At 62.8% G+C, this 23,147-nt stretch carries 23 protein-coding genes; 3 read left to right on the forward strand and 20 right to left on the reverse strand.

What is annotated here, in order from left to right:
* Positions 1–481: 481 nt before the first annotated feature.
* Positions 482–1,009 (forward strand): hypothetical protein, encoded by a 528-nt coding sequence (locus tag GJT30_15325; GenBank protein MSM40986.1) that lies wholly within the window; start codon positions 482–484, stop codon positions 1,007–1,009.
* Between the two features lie 161 nt (positions 1,010–1,170).
* Here the strand turns inward: GJT30_15325 and GJT30_15330 are convergent, their stop codons facing one another.
* Positions 1,171–2,373: a type II toxin-antitoxin system HipA family toxin gene (locus GJT30_15330; protein ID MSM40987.1), complete on the reverse strand. Its 1,203-nt coding sequence runs from the start codon at positions 2,371–2,373 to the stop codon at positions 1,171–1,173.
* Positions 2,370–2,609, reverse strand: a complete 240-nt coding sequence (locus GJT30_15335; protein MSM40988.1) for a helix-turn-helix domain-containing protein — start codon at positions 2,607–2,609, stop codon at positions 2,370–2,372. Before GJT30_15335 ends, GJT30_15330 begins: the two co-directional genes overlap by 4 nt.
* Positions 2,610–2,837: 228 nt before the next feature.
* Here GJT30_15335 and GJT30_15340 point away from each other — a divergent pair, with 228 nt between their 5' ends.
* Positions 2,838–3,401: a DUF4410 domain-containing protein gene (locus GJT30_15340; GenBank protein ID MSM40989.1), complete on the forward strand. Its 564-nt coding sequence runs from the start codon at positions 2,838–2,840 to the stop codon at positions 3,399–3,401.
* A 266-nt stretch (positions 3,402–3,667) separates the two neighbouring features.
* Positions 3,668–4,750, forward strand: a complete 1,083-nt coding sequence (locus GJT30_15345; protein MSM40990.1) for a c-type cytochrome — start codon at positions 3,668–3,670, stop codon at positions 4,748–4,750.
* A 230-nt stretch (positions 4,751–4,980) separates the two neighbouring features.
* On the opposite strand, the gene GJT30_15350 is transcribed toward GJT30_15345, so the two are convergent.
* The 18 genes from GJT30_15350 to GJT30_15435 form a co-directional block, all read right to left on the reverse strand.
* The gene (locus GJT30_15350) at positions 4,981–5,238 is read right to left on the reverse strand and encodes a hypothetical protein (GenBank protein ID MSM40991.1); all 258 of its coding nucleotides are present in this window, start codon (positions 5,236–5,238) and stop codon (positions 4,981–4,983) included.
* 16 nt (positions 5,239–5,254) lie between these two features.
* Entirely contained in the window at positions 5,255–6,676 is a 1,422-nt protein-coding gene (locus GJT30_15355) for a radical SAM protein (protein ID MSM40992.1), read from the reverse strand.
* A 259-nt stretch (positions 6,677–6,935) separates the two neighbouring features.
* Entirely contained in the window at positions 6,936–8,228 is a 1,293-nt protein-coding gene (locus GJT30_15360) for a radical SAM protein (protein MSM40993.1), read from the reverse strand.
* Positions 8,229–8,259: 31 nt separating this feature from the next.
* On the reverse strand, positions 8,260–10,770 hold the full coding sequence (locus GJT30_15365) for an MMPL family transporter (protein ID MSM40994.1): 2,511 nt from the start codon (positions 10,768–10,770) through the stop codon (positions 8,260–8,262).
* Positions 10,771–10,981: 211 nt separating this feature from the next.
* Positions 10,982–11,599 (reverse strand): outer membrane lipoprotein carrier protein LolA, encoded by a 618-nt coding sequence (locus GJT30_15370; GenBank protein ID MSM40995.1) that lies wholly within the window; start codon positions 11,597–11,599, stop codon positions 10,982–10,984.
* A gap of 2 nt (positions 11,600–11,601) precedes the next feature.
* Complete coding sequence (locus GJT30_15375; GenBank protein ID MSM40996.1) at positions 11,602–11,988, reverse strand: hydroxymyristoyl-ACP dehydratase; 387 nt, start codon at positions 11,986–11,988, stop codon at positions 11,602–11,604.
* The gene (locus GJT30_15380; GenBank protein ID MSM40997.1) at positions 11,981–13,018 is read right to left on the reverse strand and encodes a beta-ketoacyl synthase; all 1,038 of its coding nucleotides are present in this window, start codon (positions 13,016–13,018) and stop codon (positions 11,981–11,983) included. Before GJT30_15380 ends, GJT30_15375 begins: the two co-directional genes overlap by 8 nt.
* Positions 13,015–14,220 carry a beta-ketoacyl-[acyl-carrier-protein] synthase family protein gene (locus GJT30_15385; GenBank protein ID MSM40998.1) on the reverse strand — a complete coding sequence of 402 codons (1,206 nt, stop codon included), beginning with the start codon at positions 14,218–14,220 and terminating at the stop codon, positions 13,015–13,017. The genes GJT30_15380 and GJT30_15385 overlap by 4 nt, the downstream gene beginning before the upstream one ends.
* Before the next feature lie 28 nt (positions 14,221–14,248).
* Complete coding sequence (locus GJT30_15390) at positions 14,249–14,986, reverse strand: SDR family oxidoreductase (protein MSM40999.1); 738 nt, start codon at positions 14,984–14,986, stop codon at positions 14,249–14,251.
* A 90-nt stretch (positions 14,987–15,076) separates the two neighbouring features.
* On the reverse strand, positions 15,077–16,477 hold the full coding sequence (locus GJT30_15395) for a radical SAM protein (protein MSM41000.1): 1,401 nt from the start codon (positions 16,475–16,477) through the stop codon (positions 15,077–15,079).
* The gene (locus GJT30_15400) at positions 16,474–16,896 is read right to left on the reverse strand and encodes an acyl-CoA thioesterase (protein ID MSM41001.1); all 423 of its coding nucleotides are present in this window, start codon (positions 16,894–16,896) and stop codon (positions 16,474–16,476) included. The genes GJT30_15395 and GJT30_15400 overlap by 4 nt, the downstream gene beginning before the upstream one ends.
* A gap of 49 nt (positions 16,897–16,945) precedes the next feature.
* Positions 16,946–17,785: an acyltransferase domain-containing protein gene (locus tag GJT30_15405; GenBank protein MSM41002.1), complete on the reverse strand. Its 840-nt coding sequence runs from the start codon at positions 17,783–17,785 to the stop codon at positions 16,946–16,948.
* Positions 17,782–19,068 (reverse strand): radical SAM protein, encoded by a 1,287-nt coding sequence (locus tag GJT30_15410; protein ID MSM41003.1) that lies wholly within the window; start codon positions 19,066–19,068, stop codon positions 17,782–17,784. Before GJT30_15410 ends, GJT30_15405 begins: the two co-directional genes overlap by 4 nt.
* On the reverse strand, positions 19,065–19,322 hold the full coding sequence (locus GJT30_15415) for an acyl carrier protein (GenBank protein MSM41004.1): 258 nt from the start codon (positions 19,320–19,322) through the stop codon (positions 19,065–19,067). Before GJT30_15415 ends, GJT30_15410 begins: the two co-directional genes overlap by 4 nt.
* Positions 19,307–20,221, reverse strand: a complete 915-nt coding sequence (locus GJT30_15420) for an acyltransferase (GenBank protein MSM41005.1) — start codon at positions 20,219–20,221, stop codon at positions 19,307–19,309. Before GJT30_15420 ends, GJT30_15415 begins: the two co-directional genes overlap by 16 nt.
* Positions 20,218–21,600 (reverse strand): radical SAM protein, encoded by a 1,383-nt coding sequence (locus GJT30_15425; GenBank protein MSM41006.1) that lies wholly within the window; start codon positions 21,598–21,600, stop codon positions 20,218–20,220. The genes GJT30_15420 and GJT30_15425 overlap by 4 nt, the downstream gene beginning before the upstream one ends.
* Before the next feature lie 46 nt (positions 21,601–21,646).
* The gene (locus tag GJT30_15430; GenBank protein MSM41007.1) at positions 21,647–22,309 is read right to left on the reverse strand and encodes a glycosyltransferase; all 663 of its coding nucleotides are present in this window, start codon (positions 22,307–22,309) and stop codon (positions 21,647–21,649) included.
* Positions 22,294–23,145, reverse strand: coding sequence for a DUF3473 domain-containing protein (locus GJT30_15435; GenBank protein ID MSM41008.1), 852 nt, complete (start codon positions 23,143–23,145; stop codon positions 22,294–22,296). The genes GJT30_15430 and GJT30_15435 overlap by 16 nt, the downstream gene beginning before the upstream one ends.
* Positions 23,146–23,147 lie beyond the last annotated feature (2 nt).

Raw genomic sequence — 23,147 nt, forward strand, 5'->3', positions numbered from 1 at the left:
GTTTTTTGGGAAGAGAACGCCATGCTGCTCATGAAAAAATGTCAGTTTGCGTGATGCAAACAATGCCATATTTGGAATCTGGGCTGATGTGCAGTCATAAGTCGCTGATATGACAGATACCGGCACGGAGCTTACCAGCATCTGACTGTATATATGATGCTTTTGCCAGAAAAACCCGTTGCCAAACAGTAGGAGGTGGTGTAGTACTTCTCAGTAAGCTGCGGGAAGCCTGTGGGGCTGGGCTTTGAAGTTGATAGTTCGAGAGTCACGTTGCCATTTTGGATGCCAGACCCCGGAGATTTGACCCAGTTCTTTGAATTGAGAAAATTCCTTTCCGTTGTCGACGGTCAGCGCCTGCCGGAGAACTTTCAAAAGGTATCACCCGACTTCTCGTTGGGATGAGTAAAACAGGAGATAGTTGATGTCTCTAGAGTTACAGGATGGAAGATGGTCTATGTTGTGGCGTTACCACGACCGGAGTATGGAGATAGCCACTCAGCTTTTGGCTTTCAGCCGTATGGCAGTAAGAGATAGGGGTGTTTTCTGGCACCTTAAGATTCGGTGGAATATCCAAATCGAAAACTTGATGCATGACTTCTGCTACGCAGTTCGAAAAGGAATCGAATTGACAGCGAAAGTTCATCCTGAAATTTCAGACGTAGCTAAAACCTGTTTTCCCCACGAAGAAGGAGGTTTTGTGAAAATACTCGGGGAAGGTAGAATTCAGCTCTGCGATAGGTCGTTTTGGTGGATCGTCAACAGAATTATTCATTCGAGAGACACATTCGTAAAAGATCAAACAATAGACGAGTACGTAAGTCCTGAACCACCTCACTACATAACAAATACATTTTCACCAAAATTTTTTGGATTTTTCTCTGATCTAGACCAAGATAAAGAATTTCGTTACGTTGAAACAGAGGAGCTATTACAGTGCTATCTTGGTGTTATTGAACCGGTGATTGCTGCAGAATTAGAAAAGTGGCGGGAGGACCCTCTTTATCTTTAGGCATTGCTGACTCCCCCCCCTCCCTAGGAAGAGCAGAGGAGTCTGCTGCCCTTGGCATGCGACAATATTATTAGTGAAGTTGCGCCGTCCCAGCCGTTAGACGCCAAGGAGATATCTTGACGGTGAATTCAGATTGCAAGTGCACCACGAAGTAGCTGAACTCATGCCGACAAGGTATCCGTCAGGCCTTCGTTCCAGACGACCTTCATCCGGTTCCCCACCTCCCGGAACTCCGGGTGCTCCTCCATATACATAGCCAGTATGCCCAGGGTATTGTTCACTCCCTCCGCCATCTCTTCGAAGATCTGGCCGATCTTTCCTACCGGCAGAGCCAGGTGTGACACCGCAAATTTCTCCAGAACCTTCCGCGGCCACCACTTCTTGGTTCCCGCCAGGGAAAGCGCGGGGACGTCCTTGGGGATGTACGCCACCGTCGTTACCATGTCATATACCGGCGCCAAGCGGACCGGTTGCCCAGGCCGCTCATACAGCACACCGAAATTTTTCAGATGGGCATCGCCATTCCGTATCATGCAGGAAAGTACGAGCGAGGCGAAAAATTGCTCGCGGGCAGCTTGCAGGAACTCTCCTGACACGTAATCCTTGATGGTCCGCGCCACCCGCTCATAGGTGCTGCCGTATTTCTGGGCTGTACCCAGGGCCTGCAAGGAACACATATCCTCAAAACCCAGGGAATATCCTTCGGCGGCCAGATCGAACCGCTTCATCACGAAAAGTCCGCCATTTTCGGAAAGATGGAATTCCGGTACCGGCAGACCGGCTCGCTTGGCAGCGGTCATACAAAAGAACTCATTTGCCGCCAGTTGCGGATAATCGGCTCCCCAGGATTTCACGATATACCGGCCAACGGCGGCGGTTCCTCGTTCAGTCGCATCCAGCATGACTTTTGGCTGCACACCGGAAACGCCGGAGCGGAGTGCATACCTCGCTACCAGATCGTGAAACAGTTCCTCGGTGTCAGGGTATGACAATAGGTCATCCAGCGATTCAGCAGTTTCCACGACGCCGGGAGCAGTATCCCCTTGCAGGGAAAAGCGATTGCGACCGATCTGGTTGCCGCCGGTAACGCGAAGAATGGTCAAATCGTCTTCACCGGCGAGCTTGGCAATGGCACGCCGGATAGCCTCAAGCAGCGCCCCTTCCGGCAGGTTCATCTGGAATATCGGGTGTAAATCCCGACTCAGCCAACTCTCCAGGCGCACCGGCATGGTAAGCGATACCTGGGCATCCGGTGTCGCTACGGACTGATCATAGACAAAGACATACTGACGCTGGTCCGGAGTCCGATCCAGAAGACCGGCCCGACAACCAGCGGCCCATACTGCCAGGAGATTAGCACTCATCTCTCGCCCCTCAACTCATCCAAGGTCGGCGGTGCTCCTGCCGACCGCACCCGGAGTTCGAGATTGAGGTACTCCATCATCCTGATCAGCTTGCGGACGCCGATTTCCTGGACGGTTCCCGATTCGATCTGGCTGATCGTAGTACGGCTCATCTCCAGGTCCTTCGCCATCTTTTCCTGGGATATCTTCCGACGCTTGCGCTCTTTTCGTATTTCTTCCCCGATCTCGAATAGCATGATTGCATTATATATGAAACAATTAGCCCTTACAACCCATTATTGTTTTATATGCAAAACAATTTAACCGGCCCAGCAACAATCATTTTTGTCCACGGGGTTGCTTGCCATTGAAAAACGGTATGGTATCCCTTACCCATAAACGATCCCGGCAATCATGCCAGCCTATTCCCGGAGGTATCCATGTTGAAAAAATCCGTCTCCAGTCTGCTTGTCCTCCTGCTCACCATGACCTGCTCCATCCTACCGGCATTGGCCGCAGACGAAAAACCGCTGCCAAAACCCGATGTGCTGACGGAAGAGACCATCTCCACCGGGACCAGGCTCTCAGCCTATGACACCCTCATCATCCGCGACTTCAAGACCGACGGGGCCGAATACACCAACATCGACGAAGAGGAAAAACCCAAGGTAGAAGCAATGAAGCCGATGCTCGTAAAAGGGCTATCTGACAGCCTGGAGATGGAGCTCAAGAAGCGTAAGCTCTTCAAGACGATCCGGAAGAACGGCGATGCCAAGGGGAAGGCCCTGATCCTGGAAGGGGAATTCGTGGAATTCAACGCCGGCAACCGGGCCGTGCGCTTCTGGGTCGGTTTCGGCGCCGGCAAGACCTACCTGAAGGTGAAAGGCCGTATCCTGGACGCCGAAACAGGGAAAGAACTCGTTGCCTTTGTCGATCGCGAAACAGGCTACAAAGGCTCCATGACCATGGAAAACTTCGAAGGCCTTTTCCCCAGCCAGGCGTTGAGTATCGGCGAAAACCTGGCCCAGTTCATCGAAAAACTCTACTGACGACAGCCAAGGTGCAGCATTTGCATCTCACGAGCAAATGCTGCACCGTTTTTTTCTTCCCCCCTTCTTTCAATACGACAAACATCAGATATTATCAATATGTTACAGTCAATAGATGCATTGGCACATGCATTGAAATTGCACTGAATGGGGGAGTATTTTCTCAAAAAGGAGGTGAGAGAGGAGGAATGTTCTTTCCGTTACTGGGAAACGGATTTAATGAAACAGGATTTCAACGCTAAGAGCGTGGAAAAAGGAGGAGTACTATGGGAAAAAATATCTGCAGGACAGCTATTGCGGCATTTTCATTGCTGGTCGCAACCGCGGGCTTCACGACTGCCAACGCAGCCGCTCCCTCAACTGAGCAACAATTGGGCCGTTTCCTCTATTTCGACAAAGGCCTCTCCAACCCCGTCGGTCAGGCCTGCGCCTCCTGCCACCTGCCGAAAGCGGGCTTTGCCGACCCTGACCAGAATCTGCCGGTTTCGGAAGGGGCGGTGACGGGGCTCTTTGGCGGCAGGAACGCACCGAGCGCAGCCTATGCCGCCTTCAGCCCGGTCTTCGGCCAGGACCCAACCACCGGCCTCTATATCGGCGGCCAGTTCTGGGACGGCCGGGCAGCGACCCTGGAAGATCAGGCCAAGGGGCCGTTCCTCAATCCGGTGGAGATGAACAACACCATGGAAGGAGTGGTCCAGGCGGTGCGTGAATCGAACTACGCCTGGCTCTTCACGAAGGTCTACGGCCCGGATTCGCTGAATGACACGGCTTCCGCCTATGACCTGATCGCCAAGGCCATCGCGACCTACGAGCGGTCGACCCAGGTCAACCATTTCACCTCGAAATACGACTATTACCTGAAAGGAAAGGTTGCCCTCTCCGCTCAGGAACTGAACGGCCTGGCACTCTTCAACAAGAACTGCTCCGCCTGCCACCCGAGCACTTCGGTCGACGGGAAAACGCCGCCGCTGTTCACGGATTTTTCCTACGATAACCTGGGAGTTCCACAAAACACGGAATACCCCTTCGACCTGACGAACCCCGACAAACTCCCCGACCTCGGCCTGGGGCCAATCGTCAGCGACCCGACGCAGAACGGCAAATTCAAGGTGATGTCGCTCAGGAACATCGCCCTGACCGCCCCCTATTCCCATAACGGCTACTTCAAGTCCCTGCAGGATATCGTCCACTTCTACAACACCCGTGATCTCCCCGGCATGTGGCCCGCGGCCGATTACCCGGATACCGTCAACATGACCGAACTGGGCAATCTCGGCCTGACCGAGCAGGAGGAGGCGGACATCGTGGCGTTCCTCCTGACCCTCACCGACGGGTATCAGTGCAAGTAGGCGGGCCTTCCGGCCTGCACCTCGCCTGCCCATTGCACAAAGGGGGGAGCGTTCCCGCTCCCCCCCAAGCTACTGAAATCTCAAGGCTGTTCAAAAGCAGTCAGATCGTCGCACCCGCAGAAAGCCCCGCGGAGGCGTAGCATCGCTACGCCGCACAAGGCGGCTTTTCGAGGACGGCGGCGAGGTGGCTGCTTTTCAACAGCCTCAGGGAGCGTTTCCGCTCCCCCCTGTCACTTGCCGGTAAAGGCCTTCTTGAAATCCTTTCCCACCTGCTTGAACCCCTCTTTGCTCTTCTTCCCCTCTTCCCTGAAACTCTTTTTCGTCTTTTTGCCCGATTCCTTTGCGTCGCGTCTGAAGTTCTTCTTCGACTCCTTTGCCGCCGCACCGATCTCCCTGACCACCTCTTTGGGGTCATCGGCCCGGACAGCCGGAGGGGCCGCGACCGCCAGCAGCAGTGCAGCCACCAGCAATGGTTTTACCTTCATCATGACTCTCCTTTCCCGGTCAGTGCCCTGTTGCTACGGGATGGGTGGCATGGTGCTCCCGCACGTAGGCTGACGGCTTCATCATCCGCTGGGTCCGCCAGAGAACCCTGGCGATATAGGGAATCTGAGCGGGCTTTACCTGCCGGACCCAGTCCATGAGGCTCTTCTCGCCGGAGGTATTGAGGATGGAGCGCCGCCAGGTCTCGGCGTAAAGCTCGAAGAACCGCTCCACCCCGATGCGCGGCTCCCAGAGCAGGTGATGCATGTCGAAGTTGGACCAGGGTTGGCGCGGAATCCTGTCTGCCACCTCGTCGTAGTAGTCGGTTCCCGGCAAGGGGGTGTGGATGGTAAAGCCGGCCCGCTGCAGCCCGTACTGCGCCACGAATTCCCAGAGCTCGTGGAACTCCTCCTCCCCCCAGTCGTGGCCGACGAGGAAGTTGCCGTTGATGCCGTAGCGGAGTTCACGGGCGATCCTGACCCCCTCGATGCTCTCTGCCAGCCCCGCATCCTTGTCCAGCCCGGAAAGACCCGCGTCGCTGGCCGCCTCCAGGCCGAGGAAGATGTCGAAGTCTTTCGCCAGGGGGCGCCAGGCCGCCATGATCTCGGCACTGCGGCAGATCAGGTCGGTGCGGGTCTGCACCAGTATCCAGCGCTTGTAGACCCCCCGCTGCTTCAGGGCCGCGGCCAGCTCCAGGCTTCGTGCCGGGTTGTACCAGAAGAGGTCGTCGGCCACGAAGACCGAATCGCCGCTCTGGGCGAAATCCTCCACCACGGTGGCGATGCTCCGCTCCCGCACCGAGCGGCCGTAGAGCTGCCAGACCGAGCAGAAAGAGCAGCGGTGGGGGCAGCCGCGCGCCGTCTCGATCAGCCAGACCGGCTTGAAGAGGAGGCAGTGGTAACCGCTGCGGTGTCGCGCCACCAGATGGCGGGCCGGCAGGGGGACCAGGTCGAGACAGGGGCGCTCGTCGAGGATGCGGGTGTCGGTCCAAGCGCCGCCGGCGCGCAGCTTTAGCCCAGGCACCTCTGCCGGGTCTCCACCCCGCTCCAGTTGCTCGACCAGCTGCGGCACGATCTCCTCGCCGTCGTCCAGGCAGATGGCGTCGATGGCGTCATCCAAGAGCGGTCCGGGGAACGCGGCTGCGGCATGCCCCCCCACCAGGATGAAGGCGTCGGGCGAGGCCCGGCGAACCTCACGGGCCGTTGCGATCACCTGGTCGTACTCCAGGGCATGGATGCAGGTAATCCCGACCAGCCCCGGCCGGCTGCGGCGGACCCAGGTCGCGGCGCCGGGCCTGAAGCGAAGGTCGGCGATGGTGACGTCGTGGCCGCGGGCCAAGAGCGCTGCCCCCAGGTATTCGAGCCCCAGCGGCTCCACCCGGAAGAAGGGGCCAAGGCCGAAGTGATCGCTCCCCGGATGGGGGCGGACCAGGAGTACGTTCATACGGACCTTTCAATCACAAAATCATTCAAACCGCAGATGAACGCAGATGAACGCAGATAAAACCTTGATAAGCCCATTCCTGATAACCCCAAGAAAATGTTTTTCGCAGTTATCTGCAGTAACCGGTTAGCATGTTATTGAAAAACTCAGGTTGTTCAAAAATGGTCAGATCGTCGCACCCGCAGAAAGCCCCGCGGAGGCGTGGCAGCGCTACGCCGCACAAGGCGGCTTTCGAGGACGGCGGCGAGATGGCCGTTTTTCAACAACCGTCACGCGGCCGGTCGATGCCGCCGCGGCGGAGCAGGTTATAGAGCAGATGCACCGGCTTGCCCGGCCCCAGCATCACCCGGCGGGCAATGGCCGGGAGCCGGTAGGACTCCCAGCGTGCCTCCTGCCAGCCGCGCAACAACCGCTCCGGCGTCATCAGCCGGGGCCTGTAGACCACCTGGCCATGGTCGTACCGGCTCCAGTCCTTGTGCAACAGCCGCCCCTCCCGGTCGAACTGGTCGAAGAGCGCCGTGCCGGGATAGGGTGTGAGGATATGGAAGGTGGGGAGGCTCACCCGGCTCTCCTCCAGGAAGCGGACCGTCCGCTCGAAGACCGATTCGTCGTGGTCGTCGAAGCCGAAGATCACCGAGGCCTCCACCACCACGCCGGTGTCGCGGATCCGCTTGATCAGGTCTGCCTGGGAGAAACGGCTGCCGGTCTTGGGATGGTTGGCGTGGCTTCCCGCCACCGACTCGATGCCGACGAAGATGCCGATACAGCCCGATGCGGCCAGAAGTTGCACCAGCTCCGGGTCTTCGGCAAAGCGGAGGTTGGCCTGCCCCCCCCATTTCAGCCCCATGCCGGCCATCCCCTTGAGGATCGGCCGGGCCCGGAGCGGATCGCCCAGGATGTTGTCGTCGAGAAAGACCGTGAGTCCCTTCCCGAAGCTGCGCAGCTCTGCCAGCACCTCCTCGGGATCGCGGTAGCGGAAACTCTTGCCGAAGAAGTTGGTGGTGATGCAGAAGGGGCAGTCGTAGGGGCAGCCGCGGCTCGCCTGCAGGGTCCGGGTGGTCAGGTACTGCTTGCCGGCAAAGACGTCGCGGCGCCCCCAGGGGATGCGCAGCAGGTCCCCCTCGGGCACTGGCGCGCGGTAGAGCCGCTTGAGCCGACCGGCCAGGAAATCGTCCAGAAGTAGCGGCCAGACCGGCTCCGCCTCCCCCACCACCACGGCATCGGCATGCTGCAGCGCCTCTTCCGGCAGCACCGACGGATGGATGCCACCGAGCACCACCGCTACCCCGCGGCTGCGGAAGCGGTCGGCAATCTCGTAGGCGCGATGGGCCTGGTGGGTCATGGCGGTGATGCCGACCAGGTCGAAGGCGCCGTCGAACGGCACATCCTCGTGCACCTCGTCGGCCAGCACCACCTCCCACTCCTCCGGGGTCGCGGCGGCAACCTGCTTGAGCGACAGCGAGGGGAGTTGAAACCGCTTGACCCACCCCAGCTTGTGGGTGGCGGGATAGACGAGGAGCAGCCGGGGTTTTTTCGGGTCGGTATCTGGCATGGCGATACCTAACACTTTCCTTCTCCTGCTGTCAACGTCGAACACCCGGCAGAAACGCCGGCAGGGAGGCAAGCGCAAAGAGCGCGGTAGCGCCCACCCCGAAATTGGTGGCCCAGCCGATGGAGGCGAGCGCCCCGTAGTCGGCAAAGGCGAGCGAGCCGAACCCGGCTATGGTGGTCAGGGCCGAAAGGAGCACCGGCCGGCCCGCCGCGGCAAAGGCGCTCTCCGGGTCGCTCCCCCCCTCCAGCCGGTGGGCGATGTGCATGCCGTAGTCGCTCCCCATGCCGAGGATGGTGACCAGGACCATGGCGTTCATGAAATTGATCCGCATGCCAGTGGCGGCCATGATCCCGAGCATCGCCACAACCCCGGCCAGGACCGGGTAAAGGGTAGCGAAGATCCCGCTTACGGAGCTGAAATGGGACACCAGCAGGAAGAACACCAGCAGCCCGCCGATGATGCCGGCCCAGGTAAAGCTCTGCCGCACCTCGTCGGCCAGCTGGCGGCTCACCAGGTCGACACTGGTGGTCCGCGCCGCCGGGTCGAGGGCTGCCAGATCACGCAGGAAGGCATCCTGCCCGAACTCGGCACCGCGGTAATAGAGATAGGTGAGCAGGTGAAAGCCCTGGGCATCCTGCACCAGGTGGCGGTCGAGCGCCCCCTTGAGCGGCGACGCGGCCAGCCGCGCGATGGCGTCGGCTGCGGTCGCCGGTTTTCCCCTCCCCAGGAGCGACAGCCCGGCTATGGAACCGGCAAAGGGCTCCCGGCTGAACCCCTGGCGGTCGAGTGCCTGCCCGAGCACAGCTCCAACGTCCCTCCCTGCCAAAAGGCCGCCAAGCTCCCGCTCCACCGCCTCCTGTGCCGCAGTGCCGTTCACCAGCTGGCCGAGGCTCGACAGGGCCGCCAGTTCCCCCCGCTGCTGGTACGCCCCGGCAAGGCGGGCCACCGCCTCTCCCCGCTCCATGACCCGGCCCAGATCCCTCCCCTCCACCGCCACCAGCATCTGCCGCGGCGCCAGGCTCAGGTGGCGCTCGATCTTCTCCTGGGTCAGGAATGCCTCGGAATGGCGCGGCTGGAGGTTCTTCAGTTCCCCCTCGAAGGAGACGGAAAAGGCCAGGCTCCCCAGGATGCCGAGCAGCGCGACCGAGACGATCCGCGTGATCCGGGGAAAGCGGCGGCCTCCCCGCCAGAGCGCTGCCAGGCCGAAACCGGGGAGCTGCCGGTAGACGAACCCGCTGTTGCGGCGCTCCATGGAGAGGAGGAGCGGCGGCAGGAAGAAGAAGGTGGCGTACATGGTGAAGAGGACGCCGAGCCCGACCAGCAGGCCGAGCTCGAAGAGCGCCCGCACGTCGGCGATCGTCAGGGCGAGAAACGGCAGCGCTGTGGTGGTGGCCGCCGTGAAGATGCCGTAGCCGGTATCGGTGATGGCCAGTTCCAGGGCATCCTCGGGGGAGAGCCCGGCGCACCGCTCCAGGTGGTAGCGGTCGTAGAGGTGGATGGAGTAGTCGGTGCCGAGCCCGATGATCAGCGCCATGAAGGCAAAGGAGATGATGTGGATGGAGGGGAGGAGCACTCCGGCAAGCCCGAGGGCCAGCGCCACCCCGACGACGATGATGACCGGCAGGAGCAGGGTGGGGAGCAGGCGGCGGTAGGTGATGTAGAAGAGGAGGAGCACCACCACCAGGGACGAGAGGATGCAGGAGAGGATGTTCCCCTTCATGGACGCCTCGTCGATGACCGCCGACAGGTGGGCCCCGGCGCAGGAGATCTTTACCGTGGCGCCGCTGCGCGCCGCGTCGATGCCGGCGGCGAGCCGGCGGGCAAAGGCCATGTCCTGCACTGGCCTGGCCGGTTCGGCAATGATGATCAGCGCCTTGCCGTCCCGGGAGAGGAAATAGGGAGAGGTCTGGTCCAGGTCGAGGGCCTGGGTCCCCTGTTTCAGGCGGGGGACGACGAAATCACGCAACGCCAGGGGATCGGCGACGATCAGGTCGCGCAGCCCGCTCCCCGCCTGGCTGGCAAGCTCGGCCCCTGCCCGCTGCAGCGCGGCGTCCATGGCCGAAGGGGCGAGCCGGGCGGCATAGGCGGGGACTGCGACGGGGTCGAGGAACAGGCTGGGCTGCAGCACCGCATAGCCGACGAACGCAGCAAACGCCGCTGCCTCGGTCTGGTCGTAGACCCGGTAGGTGACCCGGCGAAACGCTGGCGCACCGTCGATCCGCATCGCCTTGAGCCTGCCGGCAAAGGCCTCGGCCTCAGGGACGATGCGGCCCGGCTCCCCTTCCAGGACGAAATAGGCCTCGTTGGCGCTGCCGGTCCAGCGAAGGGTGTCGAGCAGCAGCCTGAGCGGGCCCTGCCGGGTCGGGAAGAGCTTGAAGATATCCGCCTCGAAGCGGGTGGTGGCGATGGAGAGGGCGGAGAGGAGAATCAGCGCCCCGACAACGAGCATGACCGGGCCGGGGCGGGTGGAGGTGATCCGGAAGATCCAGGCCAGATGGCTTCTGATGAGGCGCTGGGTTGCACCGGTTATTCCGAGCGGCATTATCTAACGGACTCCTGGGATCTGGCGTTGCGGTCATCCGTGAAAAAGCAATGTAACCGCAGATAAACGCAGATACTTCAAAGAAATATGCTAAAACCCTTCCGGTGAATGTCTTTCGGATGAAAGGTTTGTTTTTATCCGTAGTTATCTGCGGTTGACTGCCGTTAGCGGGGTCATGCGGAGAGACACCCCCGTACGGCAGTGGGACGGTTCACGGGAGCTTGAAGTCCCTGTCGGTGAGGCCGGTGTTTCTCCGCATCCGGGAGAAGGTGATCACGGTCCGGTCGCCGCCCCGCTCCACGATGACCAGCTTCCTGAGAATGCCGTCCTCCTGCAGGGTAACGCTGAACTCGCGCACCTGTCCGCTCCCCTTCGGCGTCACTGCCACGGTCAGGAGCCCCCCCTGGCGGTCGGCCCGCACATCGACCCCCTCGGGCAGGGCGGTCAGCGGCCTGGCCAGGAGACCGAACCAGCGCGAAAGGCCCTGATCCGGCGGCAGCGCTACCTGGCTGGAGCTTTTCTCCCTGGGGAGATAGAGGGTCAGCTGGGCATCGTTCAGGAGCAGCCGGCTGGCATGGGGCGGGTTCAGTTCCATGAAAAAGAGGGAGGGCTTGCGGAAGCGGACAATGCCGGTACTGACCAGTTTGCGCTTCATGAGGGAGAGCTGCTTCTCCTGGACGATGTCGGCGGAAAAATCGCTGACGCCGGCAAAGCTTGTGCGCAGCGCCTCCAGCCCCTCCAGGGGGGGGATCTGCCGCGCTTCGGCCTTGCCTGCCAGAAGCCAGACGATCAACAGGGATGCAACCGTAACCTGCTGAAAAAATCCCACGTTCAGAGCCTCCCCATCCCGAGGGTCAGACCGGCCCTGGCCAGCACCCGGTCCGTGGCAGTGACCTCCCCTTCCAGCATGTGCAGCCGGCCGAAGGACTTGACCACCCGGACCGACACGAGCAGGCGATCGCCGGCAGCGGCCGGGGCAACGAATTCGGCATGGTCGATGGCGGCCAGGAATCCACCCTCACCCTCTTCGTGCCCGGCAGCAATCCCCCCCAGCTGGGCCATGGCCTCGACGAGCAGGACGTTCGGGAAATGGCGGGTGCCGGCGGTCACCTCGATGATGGCCGCTGCCCGCTGGCCGGCATGCAGCTCGACCAGCCGGTCCAGGAGCAGGAAGGGGCGCCGGTGGGGAAGGTATGCGGCGGGATCGGGGTTAAACAGGAGAGCCTCCGCGAACCTGGATGGCGACATAGGGGCCTTCCGGCGATGCGGCCAGGTGGAGCCCCTGCTCTCCCTCCCGGAGGGTGAGGAACAGGGCGACCAGGGCAAGCCCCCCCATGGCCAGCGAACGGCCGGTGATGCGGTGCAGCTCGATACGCCCGGACTCGGGCAGCCGCTGCACAAGGGGGGGACAGAGGTCTGCGGTCCCGGAGAGGGAGATCGGACAAGGGGTGATCTCCTGCGGGAGCAACCGGCCAAGCCCCTCTTCCTCCTCGCCCGGCAGGAGCAGCCCCAGAGACCTGACGTCGTCGATGCTCCCCTTCGTGCTTGCCCCCCGCAGGGCCGCTGCATCGCGCCGCTCCAGGACCAGCAGGCCACACCCTTCGCCGAAGCCCGAGGCAAAACGCTTTAGCTGCCCTGCGGCCCGGAAACCCTCGATCATCAAGGGGGTCAGCTCGTCCACGCCGCCGGTGATCATCACGTCGGCCCGCCCCTCTTGGAGGAAACGGCAGGCGATCTCCAGGGCTGTCTCGGCAGAGGAGAAGCGCTGGACAATGGTGATGTTGGGGCCTTTAAACCCCTGCTCGATGGAGGCGTTGCTGGCAGCGGCATTGGCCACCGTGTTGGGGAAGAGCATCGGTGCCAGCCCCTCGACGCCAGCAGAGAAATAGCCGGCCAGGAATTCCGCCGAATTGGCGATCCCGCCGAAACCGCAGCCGAGCACGATGCCGATCCGCTCCGCATTGTGGGTTTTGGGGTCGATACCGGCGTCGCGCAGCGCCATCCCTGCTGCGGCAACGGCCATCAGGCTGCAGCGGTCGAACTTGCGTGCCTTGAGGGGAGGCATGAAGTCGTTGGCCCGGAAACCGTCGGCAATGCCCCAGAGCAGGGAGGGATCGTCGACTGCCGGCAGCGGGCGGAGACAGCTTCTCCCCTCCTGCACCGCCAGGGCGAGCGGTTCGAGCCCGACCCCGGCCGCCGAGACGGCAGCGAGTCCGGTGACGACAATATCGAGGGAAGCTGTTCTCATCGGGAAAAGACCACCGAGGTGATGTTGCCGCCAAAGGCAAAGGAGTTGGACATGGCAATGGCCGACGACCCGGGGCGGGGGCCGTCGTGGCAGTAGTCGAGATCGCATTCCGGGTCGCGCCCCCGGAAATGGAGGGTCCGGGGGATGATCCCGCGGCCGAGGGCGATGACGGTTGACACCGCTTCGATGGCGCCGGCAGCCCCGAGGCAGTGGCCAGTGACCGCCTTGGTGGAGACCAGCGGCACCTCCCCCACCCGGTCGCCGAAGACCAGCTTCATCGCCTTGGATTCCACCACGTCGTTCAGCGGGGTGCCGGTGCCGTGGGCATTGACCCAGCCGATCTCCGCCGGGTCGACCCCGGCGGTCCGGAGGGCGCTGTTCATCACCCGTGCCGCTGCCATGCCGGAGGGTTCGGGAGCGGTCATGTGGTAGGCCTCACCCTCGGCGGCATACCCGAGCACATAACCATGAATTTGCGCCCCGCGCCGGCTGGCCGCCTCGGCATCCTCAAGGACCATGAATGCGGCCCCTTCGCCCAGCGATATCCCCTGGCGGCCCAGGCTGAACGGGGCACAGGGCTCGGGATCTACCACCTTGAGCGAATTGAAGCCGGCAAAGGTGAGGAGCGAAAGGGTGTCGGCACCCCCGCAGACCACCCCCTGCAGGCGGCCGGTGGCCACCAGGTCGGCGCCCCAGCCGATGGCGGTTGCCGACGACGAGCAGGCCGTGGTGATGGTCCCCTGGTAACCGCCCAGGCGATAGGTCTCGGCAATCACCGTGGTGGTTTTGTCGGGCAGGATGCCCCGCAGCAGGTTCGGATGCCCTTTTCTCCCCGCCAGATGCTCTTTCAGCCATTGCTCGCTCTGGAACATGCCGGCGGCACCGGCTCCCACCACCACCCCCAGGTCGTAGGGGCCGGCCTGGCCGAGGATGCCGCTCGACCGGAGCGCCTCTCCGGCGGCGATGACGCCGAACTGGTCGGCACGGGAGAGCCTGGCAGCGGTTTTGCGGGCGAAATGGTCGAGAGGGTCGAAGTCCTTCACCTGGGCGCCGATCTGCGCGGGAAACGGCGAGACGTCGAACAGGTCAAGCGGGGCAATGCCGCTCTTCCCGCCCAGCAGGGCATCGGCAAAGGCCGGGATATCCTTGCCGGCGCCACAGAAGATGCCGAGCCCGGTTATGGCGATCCGTTTTCCGGTCATAGGTCTCGCAGCCCGCAATCTCTCATGTTCAGAGGATCCCGCCATCCACGACCAGGCATTGCCCGGTGATGTAGGAGGCGCGGTCGGAGGCGAGGAACATGACGGCCCCGGCGACTTCCTCCACCGTGCCGAGCCTGCCCAGCGACGCGCCGGCCACGATCCGGTCGACCATCTCCTGCCTCATGCCGGCAATCATCTCGGTCCGGATGAGCCCCGGGACCACGGCATTGACGCGGATACCCATCGGTCCCACCTCGCGGGAAAGGGCCTTGGTGAAGCTGATGATCCCCCCCTTGCTGGCGGCGTAGTTGGCCTGTCCTGCCGTGCCGCTGATCCCGGAGATGGAGGAGATGTTGACGATGGCGCCGCTGCGGTTGGCCAGCATCTTGCGCACCCCCCACTTGCAGCAGTGGAACAGGGGGTAGAGGTTGCCGCGGATGACCGCGTCCCAGTCGTCGTCGGCCATCATGGCAAGGAAACCGTCGCGGATGATGCCGGCATTGTTGACCAGAATATGCAGCCCGCCTGCCGCTGCCGCGCTGTCGATCAGCCGGGTCGCCCCCTCCTGGGTGCTGACGTCGGCCTGCAGGGTGACGATGCTGCCTGCCATGCCGGCTGCCTCGGTCATCAGCTCCTGCGCAGCGGATTCGTCCTGGCGGTAGGCAGCGAAGACCGTTGCCCCGGCACGGGCGAACCCGAGGGAAACGGCACGGCCGATCCCCCTGGTTCCTCCGGTAACGGCAACGGTTTTACCCGCGAATTCCATGGTAGCTCCAGGTGATGGGGATGTGGAAGGCGCCCATTTTACCGTCGCAGGGGGGAAATGTCCAGCATGAAGCGGTAGACAACGGCGGGATCAGGAGGGGGAGGGCCTGCAGGGGTTAAAAGGCGCCGTGCGCCGACGGTTGAACCGTTTCAGCATCTTCCAGAGCGGTCCGGTAACGGCAAAGTGGCGCAGCGCTTCGAGCATGGCCTCGTTGGCCGTGATCTCCAGGCCGGGAACCACCCAGTTGGTCCGTTTCACCGCCTCGCTTCTCACCAGGTCGCACAGGATCGGGGCGACCTCCGGAGACAGGTAGAAGACCGGCTCCAGGAGGTTGGTCTCCGGGGTGATGATCCCCTCGGCCAGGGCCTGGCCATGGATGGCGGTGCCGGGAAAGATCCGGATGCCGGTCATGGCGATGACCGCGGTGGGGGCAAGCTCGTCCATCAGGATAAAGCTCTCCGTCACGGTCGCTGCCGTCTCTCCCGGCCCGCCGAAGAGGATGTAGTGGGCAAAATCGACCTCGCTCTCCCGGCAGAGCCGTGACGCCTCCCGCACCTGGTCGACATCGAACGATTTCGAGAGGTTCTTCAACATGGCCGGGGAGCCGGAATCGGTGCCGAACTCCAGGGCATCACAACCGGCCGCCAGCATGGCATCCAGGAGCCTGGGCGTGAAGAAGTCGGGATTGATGAAGGCTGACCAGGATACCGGCAGTTTTGCCCCGGCCATGGCCAGGCAAAGTTCATGGGCAAACTCCGGGGGGTAGTTGAAGATATCGTCCACGAAATAGAGGTAGCTCACCCCGCCATCGACCAGGCTCCTGATCTCGGCCACGATCTCCCCCACCGGCCGAAGCCGCATCCCTCTCCCCTCCAGCAGGGGATAGGTGCAGTAGATGCACGAGAACGGGCAGCCCCGCTTGGTCTGGAGATTGGCCATGCCGCCGTCCCGGTGGTAGCGGGCCACATCGAACAGGGACCGGTCGGGGGTGCCGATGCCAAGGACCGGCTGCGGCGGCAGGAAATCGCCGGCACCGCGCCGGACCACGCCGGGGAGGAGTGACGGGTCGCCATCCCCTGCAAGGGCTGCCAGCAGCAGGGGAAGGACCTCCTCACCCTCGCCGACCACGCCGTAGTCCACATCCAGAAAGTCGAGAATCTCCCGCGGCATGAGGGAAAAGCCGGACCCGCCGACAATGGTGACGCCGTGGCCGCTGGTTGCGCCGACCACGTCGCGGACCCCGTCCAGATAGGAGCGGGAGCCGGGATAGGTCACGTTGTCGATATTCCTGAGGGAGACGACCGTGGCATCGGGGGCGAATGCCGCCACCGCATGGCGGGTGGCTGCCACCGGGTCGGGGGTAAAGCAGAGATCGAGGACGGAAAGCTCGTGGCCGGCTTCCTTGAGCGACCCGGCCAGGTAGGCGAGCCCCAGGGGAAAGACCGGATAGGGCGCGTGCTCGCGGTTTGCCGACAGGAGCAGGACCTTCATTTCCCCTCCTGCCACGCCAGCATCCGCTCCATCCGCTGGGCAATGGCCGGCGGGAGCTGGTATTGCAGTACCCCGTCCAGGTCGGTCAGGACATGGAGCGTGCTCCCCTTTGCCCGGACCTTTCCGTCCGTGCCGACGATGGTGCAGCGGAATTCCAGGGTGGCGGCCTCCCCCCTGCGCAGGGTGGTCCGCACTGTCAGGACCTCGCCGAACCGCGCCGGCTGCAGATATTTGAGTTCCAGGCTCACCACCGGGCCGAGGTAGCCGGCAGCGGCCAGGCTCTCCACGTCCAGGCCGAAGCGGGCGGCCAGTTCGTTGCGACCGACCTCCATCCAGGCAACGTAGTGGCCGTGCCAGGCCACGCGGTAGGCGTCGATCTCGTTGAAACGTACCGTTATCTCTGTTTCGTGACAGCGCATGCCACCCCGCCCCGTTTGTCGATGAATGTCGAACCCGCAGCCATCCGGCTCACCGCAGTTCGCTGGAGATCCAGCGGTTGTATTTTTTCAGCGAATCCCCGACCCCGGCCTCGACGAAACGGGTCACGCCGGCTGCGCAGAGGGCCTGGTAGGTCCGTTCCCAGTAAACCGGCAGGGCCAGCTCCCGGACGAGGAAATCGGGAAGGTCGGCGGCCGCGAGAAAATCCTGGTCGATGTGGTTCATGAGCGGCAGGAGCGGCTCGGCCAGCCGGTAATCTCCGACGATCCGCCGCAATTCGGGGGCAACCTCCTCCATTAGCGGCGTATGGAGCGGCGCATCGCACGGAAAGCTGCGGGCCGTGAAGGCGCCGCACTGGAGCGCCTCGGCCACCGCCTCCTCCACCTCCCGGCGCGTGCCGGAGATGAGGAAATGGCGCGAGGTGTTGAAATTGGCGGGATAGACGTTGTTGTTCTCGGCCAGGGCCATCAGTGGCGCAGCGGGCAGGCCGGTGATGCAGCCGAGGGCATACTCTGCGCGCTTCCCCATAGCGGCAAGACAAGCACCGATCCGCAGGGTCATCTCCAGTGCGTCGCCGGCATCGATGGCACCCGCAACGGCCATGGCCGGATAGATCCCCATGCTGTGCTCGGCGACCATGGCGGGATTGATGCCGGCGGCGCGGCTCATACGGGCACGGTAAAGACTCATGGCCACGCCATAGACCTGCAACCGCACCTGGTCCGACTCAGCGGCACCCTGCCAGGCCAGGGTTGCCAGATCGAGGCCGGTCCGCTGCAGGGTCAGGGCGGCCACCTCCAGGAAATCCCGGTCCGCTGGGGGTGCAGTATCGAAACCCAGCGGCTGGCCGGGGAACATAAAACAGATCAAGAGTCCCTCCTCTTGCGACGAATGGCGCTGCGGAAGCCGAAGTTCATCGGGGCGAAGACCTGGACCGAGCGGTGCGCCTTGAAGATCCTCCGGTACATGGAGGGAAAGGAGTAGAAGGAACGGTTCAGCCAGTCATACCCCTGTTGCAGCTCCTCCACCGTCATGCCGGCGGGGCGGAAGGTGACATGCTCCATGTCGTAGTCGGCCCAGGCGTTGGAGATGATCCGCCCCTCCGCTTCCAGGCGGCGACGGACCTGGGTGCCGGGATAGGGGGTGAGGATCGGGAAGATGGCCGCCTCCAGGCGCGCCTCCTCGCAGAAGCGGAGCAGGGCGGGGAAGACGTCGGGGGTATCGCCATCGCAGCCGAGGACAAAGGAGCCGAGGATGCCGATCCCGTTGTCGCGAAACGCCTGGGCATCCCGGAGATAGGAACGGGCGGTATTGGTGACCTTGCCCATGGCGGCCAGGGCATCCTGGTTGAGCGACTCGAAACCGACGAACATGCCGACGCACCCTGCCTCGCCGGCCCGGCGCAGAAACTCGGTATCGTGGGCAAAGTCGATGGGGGCATGGGAGAGCCACTTGAACCCCATCCCCTTCATGCCGTCGAACAGGGAGAGGGCATACTCCCGGTCGGCCACCAGGTTGTCGTCGACGAAAAAGGCGAAGGAATTCCGCTTCCTGAGCGTCTCCAGCTCGGCCAGCACCCGGTCCACCGGGCGTTTCCGGTAGCGCCTGCCGTAGAAGGCGGTGACCGAACAGAATTCGCAGTCAAAGGGGCAGCCGCGGGTGGTCTGGAGGGTATTGGTGAAGAGATAGCGCTTGCCGCCGAAAATGTCGCGACGGGCCTGCGGGATGGCGGTCATGTCGAGGAGGGCGGACGAACGGTAGAGCCGCTGCAGGGTTCCGGCTGCAAGATCGGCCAGAAGCTGCGGCCAGACGACCTCCCCCTCCCCCACCACCACGCTGTCCACGTGGGCGAGTGCCTCGTCGGGGAGGTTGCTGGCATGGAAGCCCCCCATGACCACGCGCTGCCCCTGCTCCCTGAAGCGGGCGGCAATCTCGTAGGCCCGTGGAGCCTGGGGGGTCATGGCGGTGATGGCAACCACGTCGGCATCGGTGTCCGTGGCGAGCGGCTCGATGTTCTCGTCGCACAGCGCCACCTCCCATTCGGGAGGGGTGACCGCTGCCAGGGATGCCAGCGACAGGGACGGGAACTTGAAACCGAGTTCACCCCAGAGCCTCCCCCGCGGCCAGCCGGGAGAGACGAACAGAACCTTCATGCGCGGTGTTCCGCGATATAGGCAGCCATGGTGCGGACCGACTGGAAGACCTTGGTGCCGGTGGCGGCGTCGGGGACCACCACGCCATACTGTTTCTCCATGGCCACCACCAGCTGCAGCGCGTCGATGGAGTCGAGGCCGAGGCCGTCGCCGAAGAGGGGGGCGTCGGTCTCGATCTCGGCAGGGGCCATCCCTTCGATCCTGAGGGCGTCGATGATCAGCTGCTTGACCTGTTCAATCAGTTCTTCTGCCATGCGCTGTCCTTTTCTGTGTGCGAGGTGTCATCCCAGTACGGGAAAAAATTATACCATTGGTCAGGGTATTTCCTGATGTATTTTTCGAATACTGCCACCAGCTGTTCGATGCCAGCGCGGATGACGGCGGCATGGTCATGGTGGCCCCCCCGGAACCGGATCGGCTCCTCCATGATGGTGGCATACCGCCCCCCTTCCAGGGGGACGAAGACCGGGATCACCGGGGCGCCGCTGGCCAGGGAGAGATAGGCAGCCCCCAGGGGGATGCGCGCCGGACGGCCGAAAAACTCCACCTCCAGGGTATGGGACGACCCGTCCCGCTCCCCCAAAAGCGCCACCACCTCGTTGCGGCGCAGGGCGTTGACCGCTTCGATAATCGCCAGGGGGGAGGTGTCGTGGCGATCCACGTAGATGAAGCCGATCCCCCGCTCGGAGCGGACCTTTTCCCGCAGTTCGTTGACCTTTTCGTCCGGCTCCCGGAAGGTGAGGACATTGACCTTGTAGCCCAAGTCCGCAAGTCCGAGCCCTCCCAGCTCCCAGTTCCCCAGGTGGGGCGAGATGAGGATGGCGCCGGTGCCGGCGGCCAGCGCCTCGTCCAGGGGAGCGCTGCTGCTCTTCCGGCCGATGAGGGAAAAGAGCTTTTCCCCCTTGAGGCGCATCATCAGCATGACATCGGTCCAGTTGCGGCCGTACTTGTAGAAGGTGCTTAAGAGCAGCCCCTCCACCCCCCTCCGCCCGGTCACTACGCGCAGGTTGGCCCTGACGCCGCGCCGCTGCGCCCCTGCCAGAAGATAGATGATCGCTGCCGTCACCAGGGCGAAGGGGGGGAACAGCCACCGCGGCACCAGGCGGGTCAGCAGGTTGATCAGAAAGATATTGAGACTGCTGTAGTACGTCACCGCTTGCGGGAATTCACTTTCCCGGCGGCGCGGCCGGTATCAACGAACTCCCGCTCCCAGGAGGGATCGGCGAGCTCGGCATACTCGACGGCATAGTCGTCCACCTGGGGCGCAAGGCCGGTGAAGATGTCTGCCGCCCCCTCATGGGTCGGATAGGCCCCTTCCGAGCCGAACATCTCGCGGCCGACCTCCGGGTGATCGATGAGCATGCAGGGCCGGAGCAGGTTCTCGTGCTCCCCCTGCCGCTCCCTGATCCGCTGGAAGAGTGGCGACCTGAGCGCCTCCCGGATGGTGGTGTGGCGGATATTGTCCACAGCGAAGTGGCAGAAGACGCACGGTTCGATGTCGCCGTTGGCATTGACGTGGAAGTATTTCCGGCCGCCGGCGATGCAGCCGCTGATGATCGGGCCGTCGTTCCAGAAGTCGACGAAGAGCATCGGCTTGGTTTCGCGGAACTCGGCCACTTTCAGGCGGAGCTGTTCCCGCTGTTCGGGAGAGGCCATCAGCTCCAGGTTCGGCTCACGCCCCACCGGCACGTAGGTGAAGAGCCAGAGGGCGTAGACCCCCTTTGCCAGCAGCATGTCCATGTATCTGCCGTCGGTGATGATCTCGGTGTTTCGACTGGTCTGGGTGAAGGAGCCACAGAAGGTGAGGCCAGCTTCGCGCAACAGATCCATGGCCCGCATCACCCGCTGGTAGTGCCCGGCCCCGCGGCGTTCGTCAGTCTCCTGCTCGTACCCTTCCAGGGAGAAGGCGGGCATGACGTTGCCGACCTCGATCAGCCGCTCCACCATCGCCTCGTCGATCAGCCCGCCATGGGTAAAGACCAGGAAGGCCATATCCGAATGCTTGCGGAAGATCTCGAAGATATCCTGCTTGAAAAAGGGCTCTCCCCCGGAGATGACGGCAAAGTAGACCCCCATCTCCTTCATCTGCATGAGAACCGAGTCGATCTCCTCCAGGGAGAGTTCCAGGCTCTTGCCGTAATCGCCGGCATAACAGCCATAGCAGGAGAGGTTGCACTTCATGGTGGGGCTGATGACCACGGTGGAGGGGGGATAGTATCCCTCCCGGTCGGCCCACGCCTTCCGCTTGTTGGTCCCGGACAAAAGGTGGTTGATCGCCAGGTTGGTGATCCATTTTTCCCGCTGGTTGGGATGGATGTCGCGCAGGATCCGGCGGGGAAACTCGATGCTCGGATGGTTGTCGCGGATCAGCTGCCTGATCCACCTGATCCGTTCCTTGTAGTAATCCTTTTTCGGGATCAGTTCCATCAGGTGGGTCATCCGGGCCAGGGTCTCGTTGGAGGAGTTGGTGGCCAGTGACAACAGGAGCGAAACGATCTTTTCCGAGGAATAGTTTTTGATGCTCTGCAGCATAGGTGCGGTCTCTCTCCGTAATAGTCGAGGTTACCTGTCCGGGCGGTTACATGTGCCGCAGGAAGGTCATGCAGATGTTCCAGGTATCGCGCACCGGCCGGAAATGGCTGGTCGAGCGGCCATCGGCCACGCGAGCGGCAACCGGGACCGTTCCGATGACGAACCCGGAGTGCCAGGCCTTCATCAGCACCTCCATCTCCAGGTCATAGCCATCCTTTTCCAGGGTAACCGCTCGGAGCATCCGGGAGCTGTAGTAGCGAAACCCGGACTGGCTGTCGTCGATGGCAAAGCCGGTTCGCTTCTTCATACACCAGGCGCCGAACCGGTTCCAGTGCCGCCGCAGGCCCGCCATTTCCTGAAACTGGGCATAGCGTGACGCAACGAGGATATCATACCCTTCCCCGGCGCCCTTTTCCACCAGGAAATGGATCGCCGTCGGATCGTGCTGCCCATCGGAATCCAGGGTGACAACCCCGCTGAAGCCATGCCCGAGCGCCCAGGCGAATCCGGTCCGCAGTGCTGCCCCTTTCCCCCGGTTGGCGGGGTGACTGAGCATGTTCACCGGCAGGCCGGCACAGCGGGCAGCCGTGCCGTCGGTGGAACCGTCATCGACGACCAGGAGCGGATACCCTTGCTGCAGGGTCTCCCTGACCACGGATTCGATGGTTGCTGCGGCATTATATGCCGGTATGACTACGCAGAATCCCACTGTTCCACCAGATTGCCCAGGGTCGTGAAGCGGAAGCGCCCGAGCAGGGGGCGCAGGCGTTCCATGATATCGGTTCTCGGCCCATAGGCGACAAATTCCCTGAACAGCGACAATCGGAGCCGCGGCCCGGCCGGATCAAGTTCCCGCGGATGGAGAAAGAGCACTGCCGGAACCCCTTGTCCGTTGCAGATTCGCATGGTCCGCTCGATCAGGGCAAGAGGGAAAAAGCGGAAGCCCCAGCCACCGCCGGTCGGCAGGTTCCCCAGCAGGGAGGGGGTCACCAGGGGGGGCACCTCCCAGAGGCTCTTTCCCTTGATATCCATCCTGAACGGGCTGCGCGAGCCGGACCGCTCACCGATAAACGGCAGCGGCGTGCAGCTGGCATCGTAGCGGAACCCCTCCTCGACCAGGATCTCGAATGCCCAGGGGGTTCGTTGCCGGGAGAGCGACCACTGGGGGGCGCGAAAGCCGATCGGGCACCTGCCCGACTGCCGGGCCAGGGTCTCCCCGGTCCGGCACACCTCATCCCTGAATGCAGCCGGCCCCAGGGCAGTGACCAGCGTATGGGAAAAGCCGTGGGATGCGATCTCGTGACCGGCGCCCGCTATGGCGGGCACCAGCTCCGGCAGTTCCCGGGCAAGCGCACCGAGGACGAAAAAGGTGGCCTTGACCCCATGGGCATCGAGTTCCGCGAGTAGCCGGTCCAGGTTCTGCCGGACCCGCCATTCAGGGGGACCACTCGCCCCAACCTCGGCACCGCAGATGTGAAACCATTCCTCCAGATCCACAGTAAGGGCATTGTCGCAGCGTATGCATTCATCCTTGTCAATGTTCATTA

Origin of the sequence: Geobacter sp., from assembly GCA_009684525.1 — a bacterium.
Taxonomy (GTDB): Bacteria; Desulfobacterota; Desulfuromonadia; order Geobacterales; family DSM-12255; genus Geoanaerobacter.

Coding starts and splice junctions, on each gene's coding strand:
- GJT30_15395 (MSM41000.1), bottom strand. CDS start 16,477: ATGAAGGTCCTGCTCCTGTCGGCAAACCGCGAGCACGCGCCCTATCCG.
- GJT30_15350 (MSM40991.1), bottom strand. CDS start 5,238: ATGATGAAGGTAAAACCATTGCTGGTGGCTGCACTGCTGCTGGCGGTC.
- GJT30_15400 (MSM41001.1), bottom strand. CDS start 16,896: ATGCGCTGTCACGAAACAGAGATAACGGTACGTTTCAACGAGATCGAC.
- GJT30_15330 (MSM40987.1), bottom strand. CDS start 2,373: ATGAGTGCTAATCTCCTGGCAGTATGGGCCGCTGGTTGTCGGGCCGGT.
- GJT30_15355 (MSM40992.1), bottom strand. CDS start 6,676: ATGAACGTACTCCTGGTCCGCCCCCATCCGGGGAGCGATCACTTCGGC.
- GJT30_15365 (MSM40994.1), bottom strand. CDS start 10,770: ATGCCGCTCGGAATAACCGGTGCAACCCAGCGCCTCATCAGAAGCCAT.
- GJT30_15435 (MSM41008.1), bottom strand. CDS start 23,145: ATGAACATTGACAAGGATGAATGCATACGCTGCGACAATGCCCTTACT.
- GJT30_15385 (MSM40998.1), bottom strand. CDS start 14,220: ATGACCGGAAAACGGATCGCCATAACCGGGCTCGGCATCTTCTGTGGC.
- GJT30_15360 (MSM40993.1), bottom strand. CDS start 8,228: ATGCCAGATACCGACCCGAAAAAACCCCGGCTGCTCCTCGTCTATCCC.
- GJT30_15390 (MSM40999.1), bottom strand. CDS start 14,986: ATGGAATTCGCGGGTAAAACCGTTGCCGTTACCGGAGGAACCAGGGGG.
- GJT30_15380 (MSM40997.1), bottom strand. CDS start 13,018: ATGAGAACAGCTTCCCTCGATATTGTCGTCACCGGACTCGCTGCCGTC.
- GJT30_15340 (MSM40989.1), top strand. CDS start 2,838: ATGACCTGCTCCATCCTACCGGCATTGGCCGCAGACGAAAAACCGCTG.
- GJT30_15335 (MSM40988.1), bottom strand. CDS start 2,609: ATGCTATTCGAGATCGGGGAAGAAATACGAAAAGAGCGCAAGCGTCGG.
- GJT30_15410 (MSM41003.1), bottom strand. CDS start 19,068: ATGAAGGTTCTGTTCGTCTCTCCCGGCTGGCCGCGGGGGAGGCTCTGG.
- GJT30_15425 (MSM41006.1), bottom strand. CDS start 21,600: ATGCTGCAGAGCATCAAAAACTATTCCTCGGAAAAGATCGTTTCGCTC.
- GJT30_15325 (MSM40986.1), top strand. CDS start 482: ATGGAGATAGCCACTCAGCTTTTGGCTTTCAGCCGTATGGCAGTAAGA.
- GJT30_15345 (MSM40990.1), top strand. CDS start 3,668: ATGGGAAAAAATATCTGCAGGACAGCTATTGCGGCATTTTCATTGCTG.
- GJT30_15415 (MSM41004.1), bottom strand. CDS start 19,322: ATGGCAGAAGAACTGATTGAACAGGTCAAGCAGCTGATCATCGACGCC.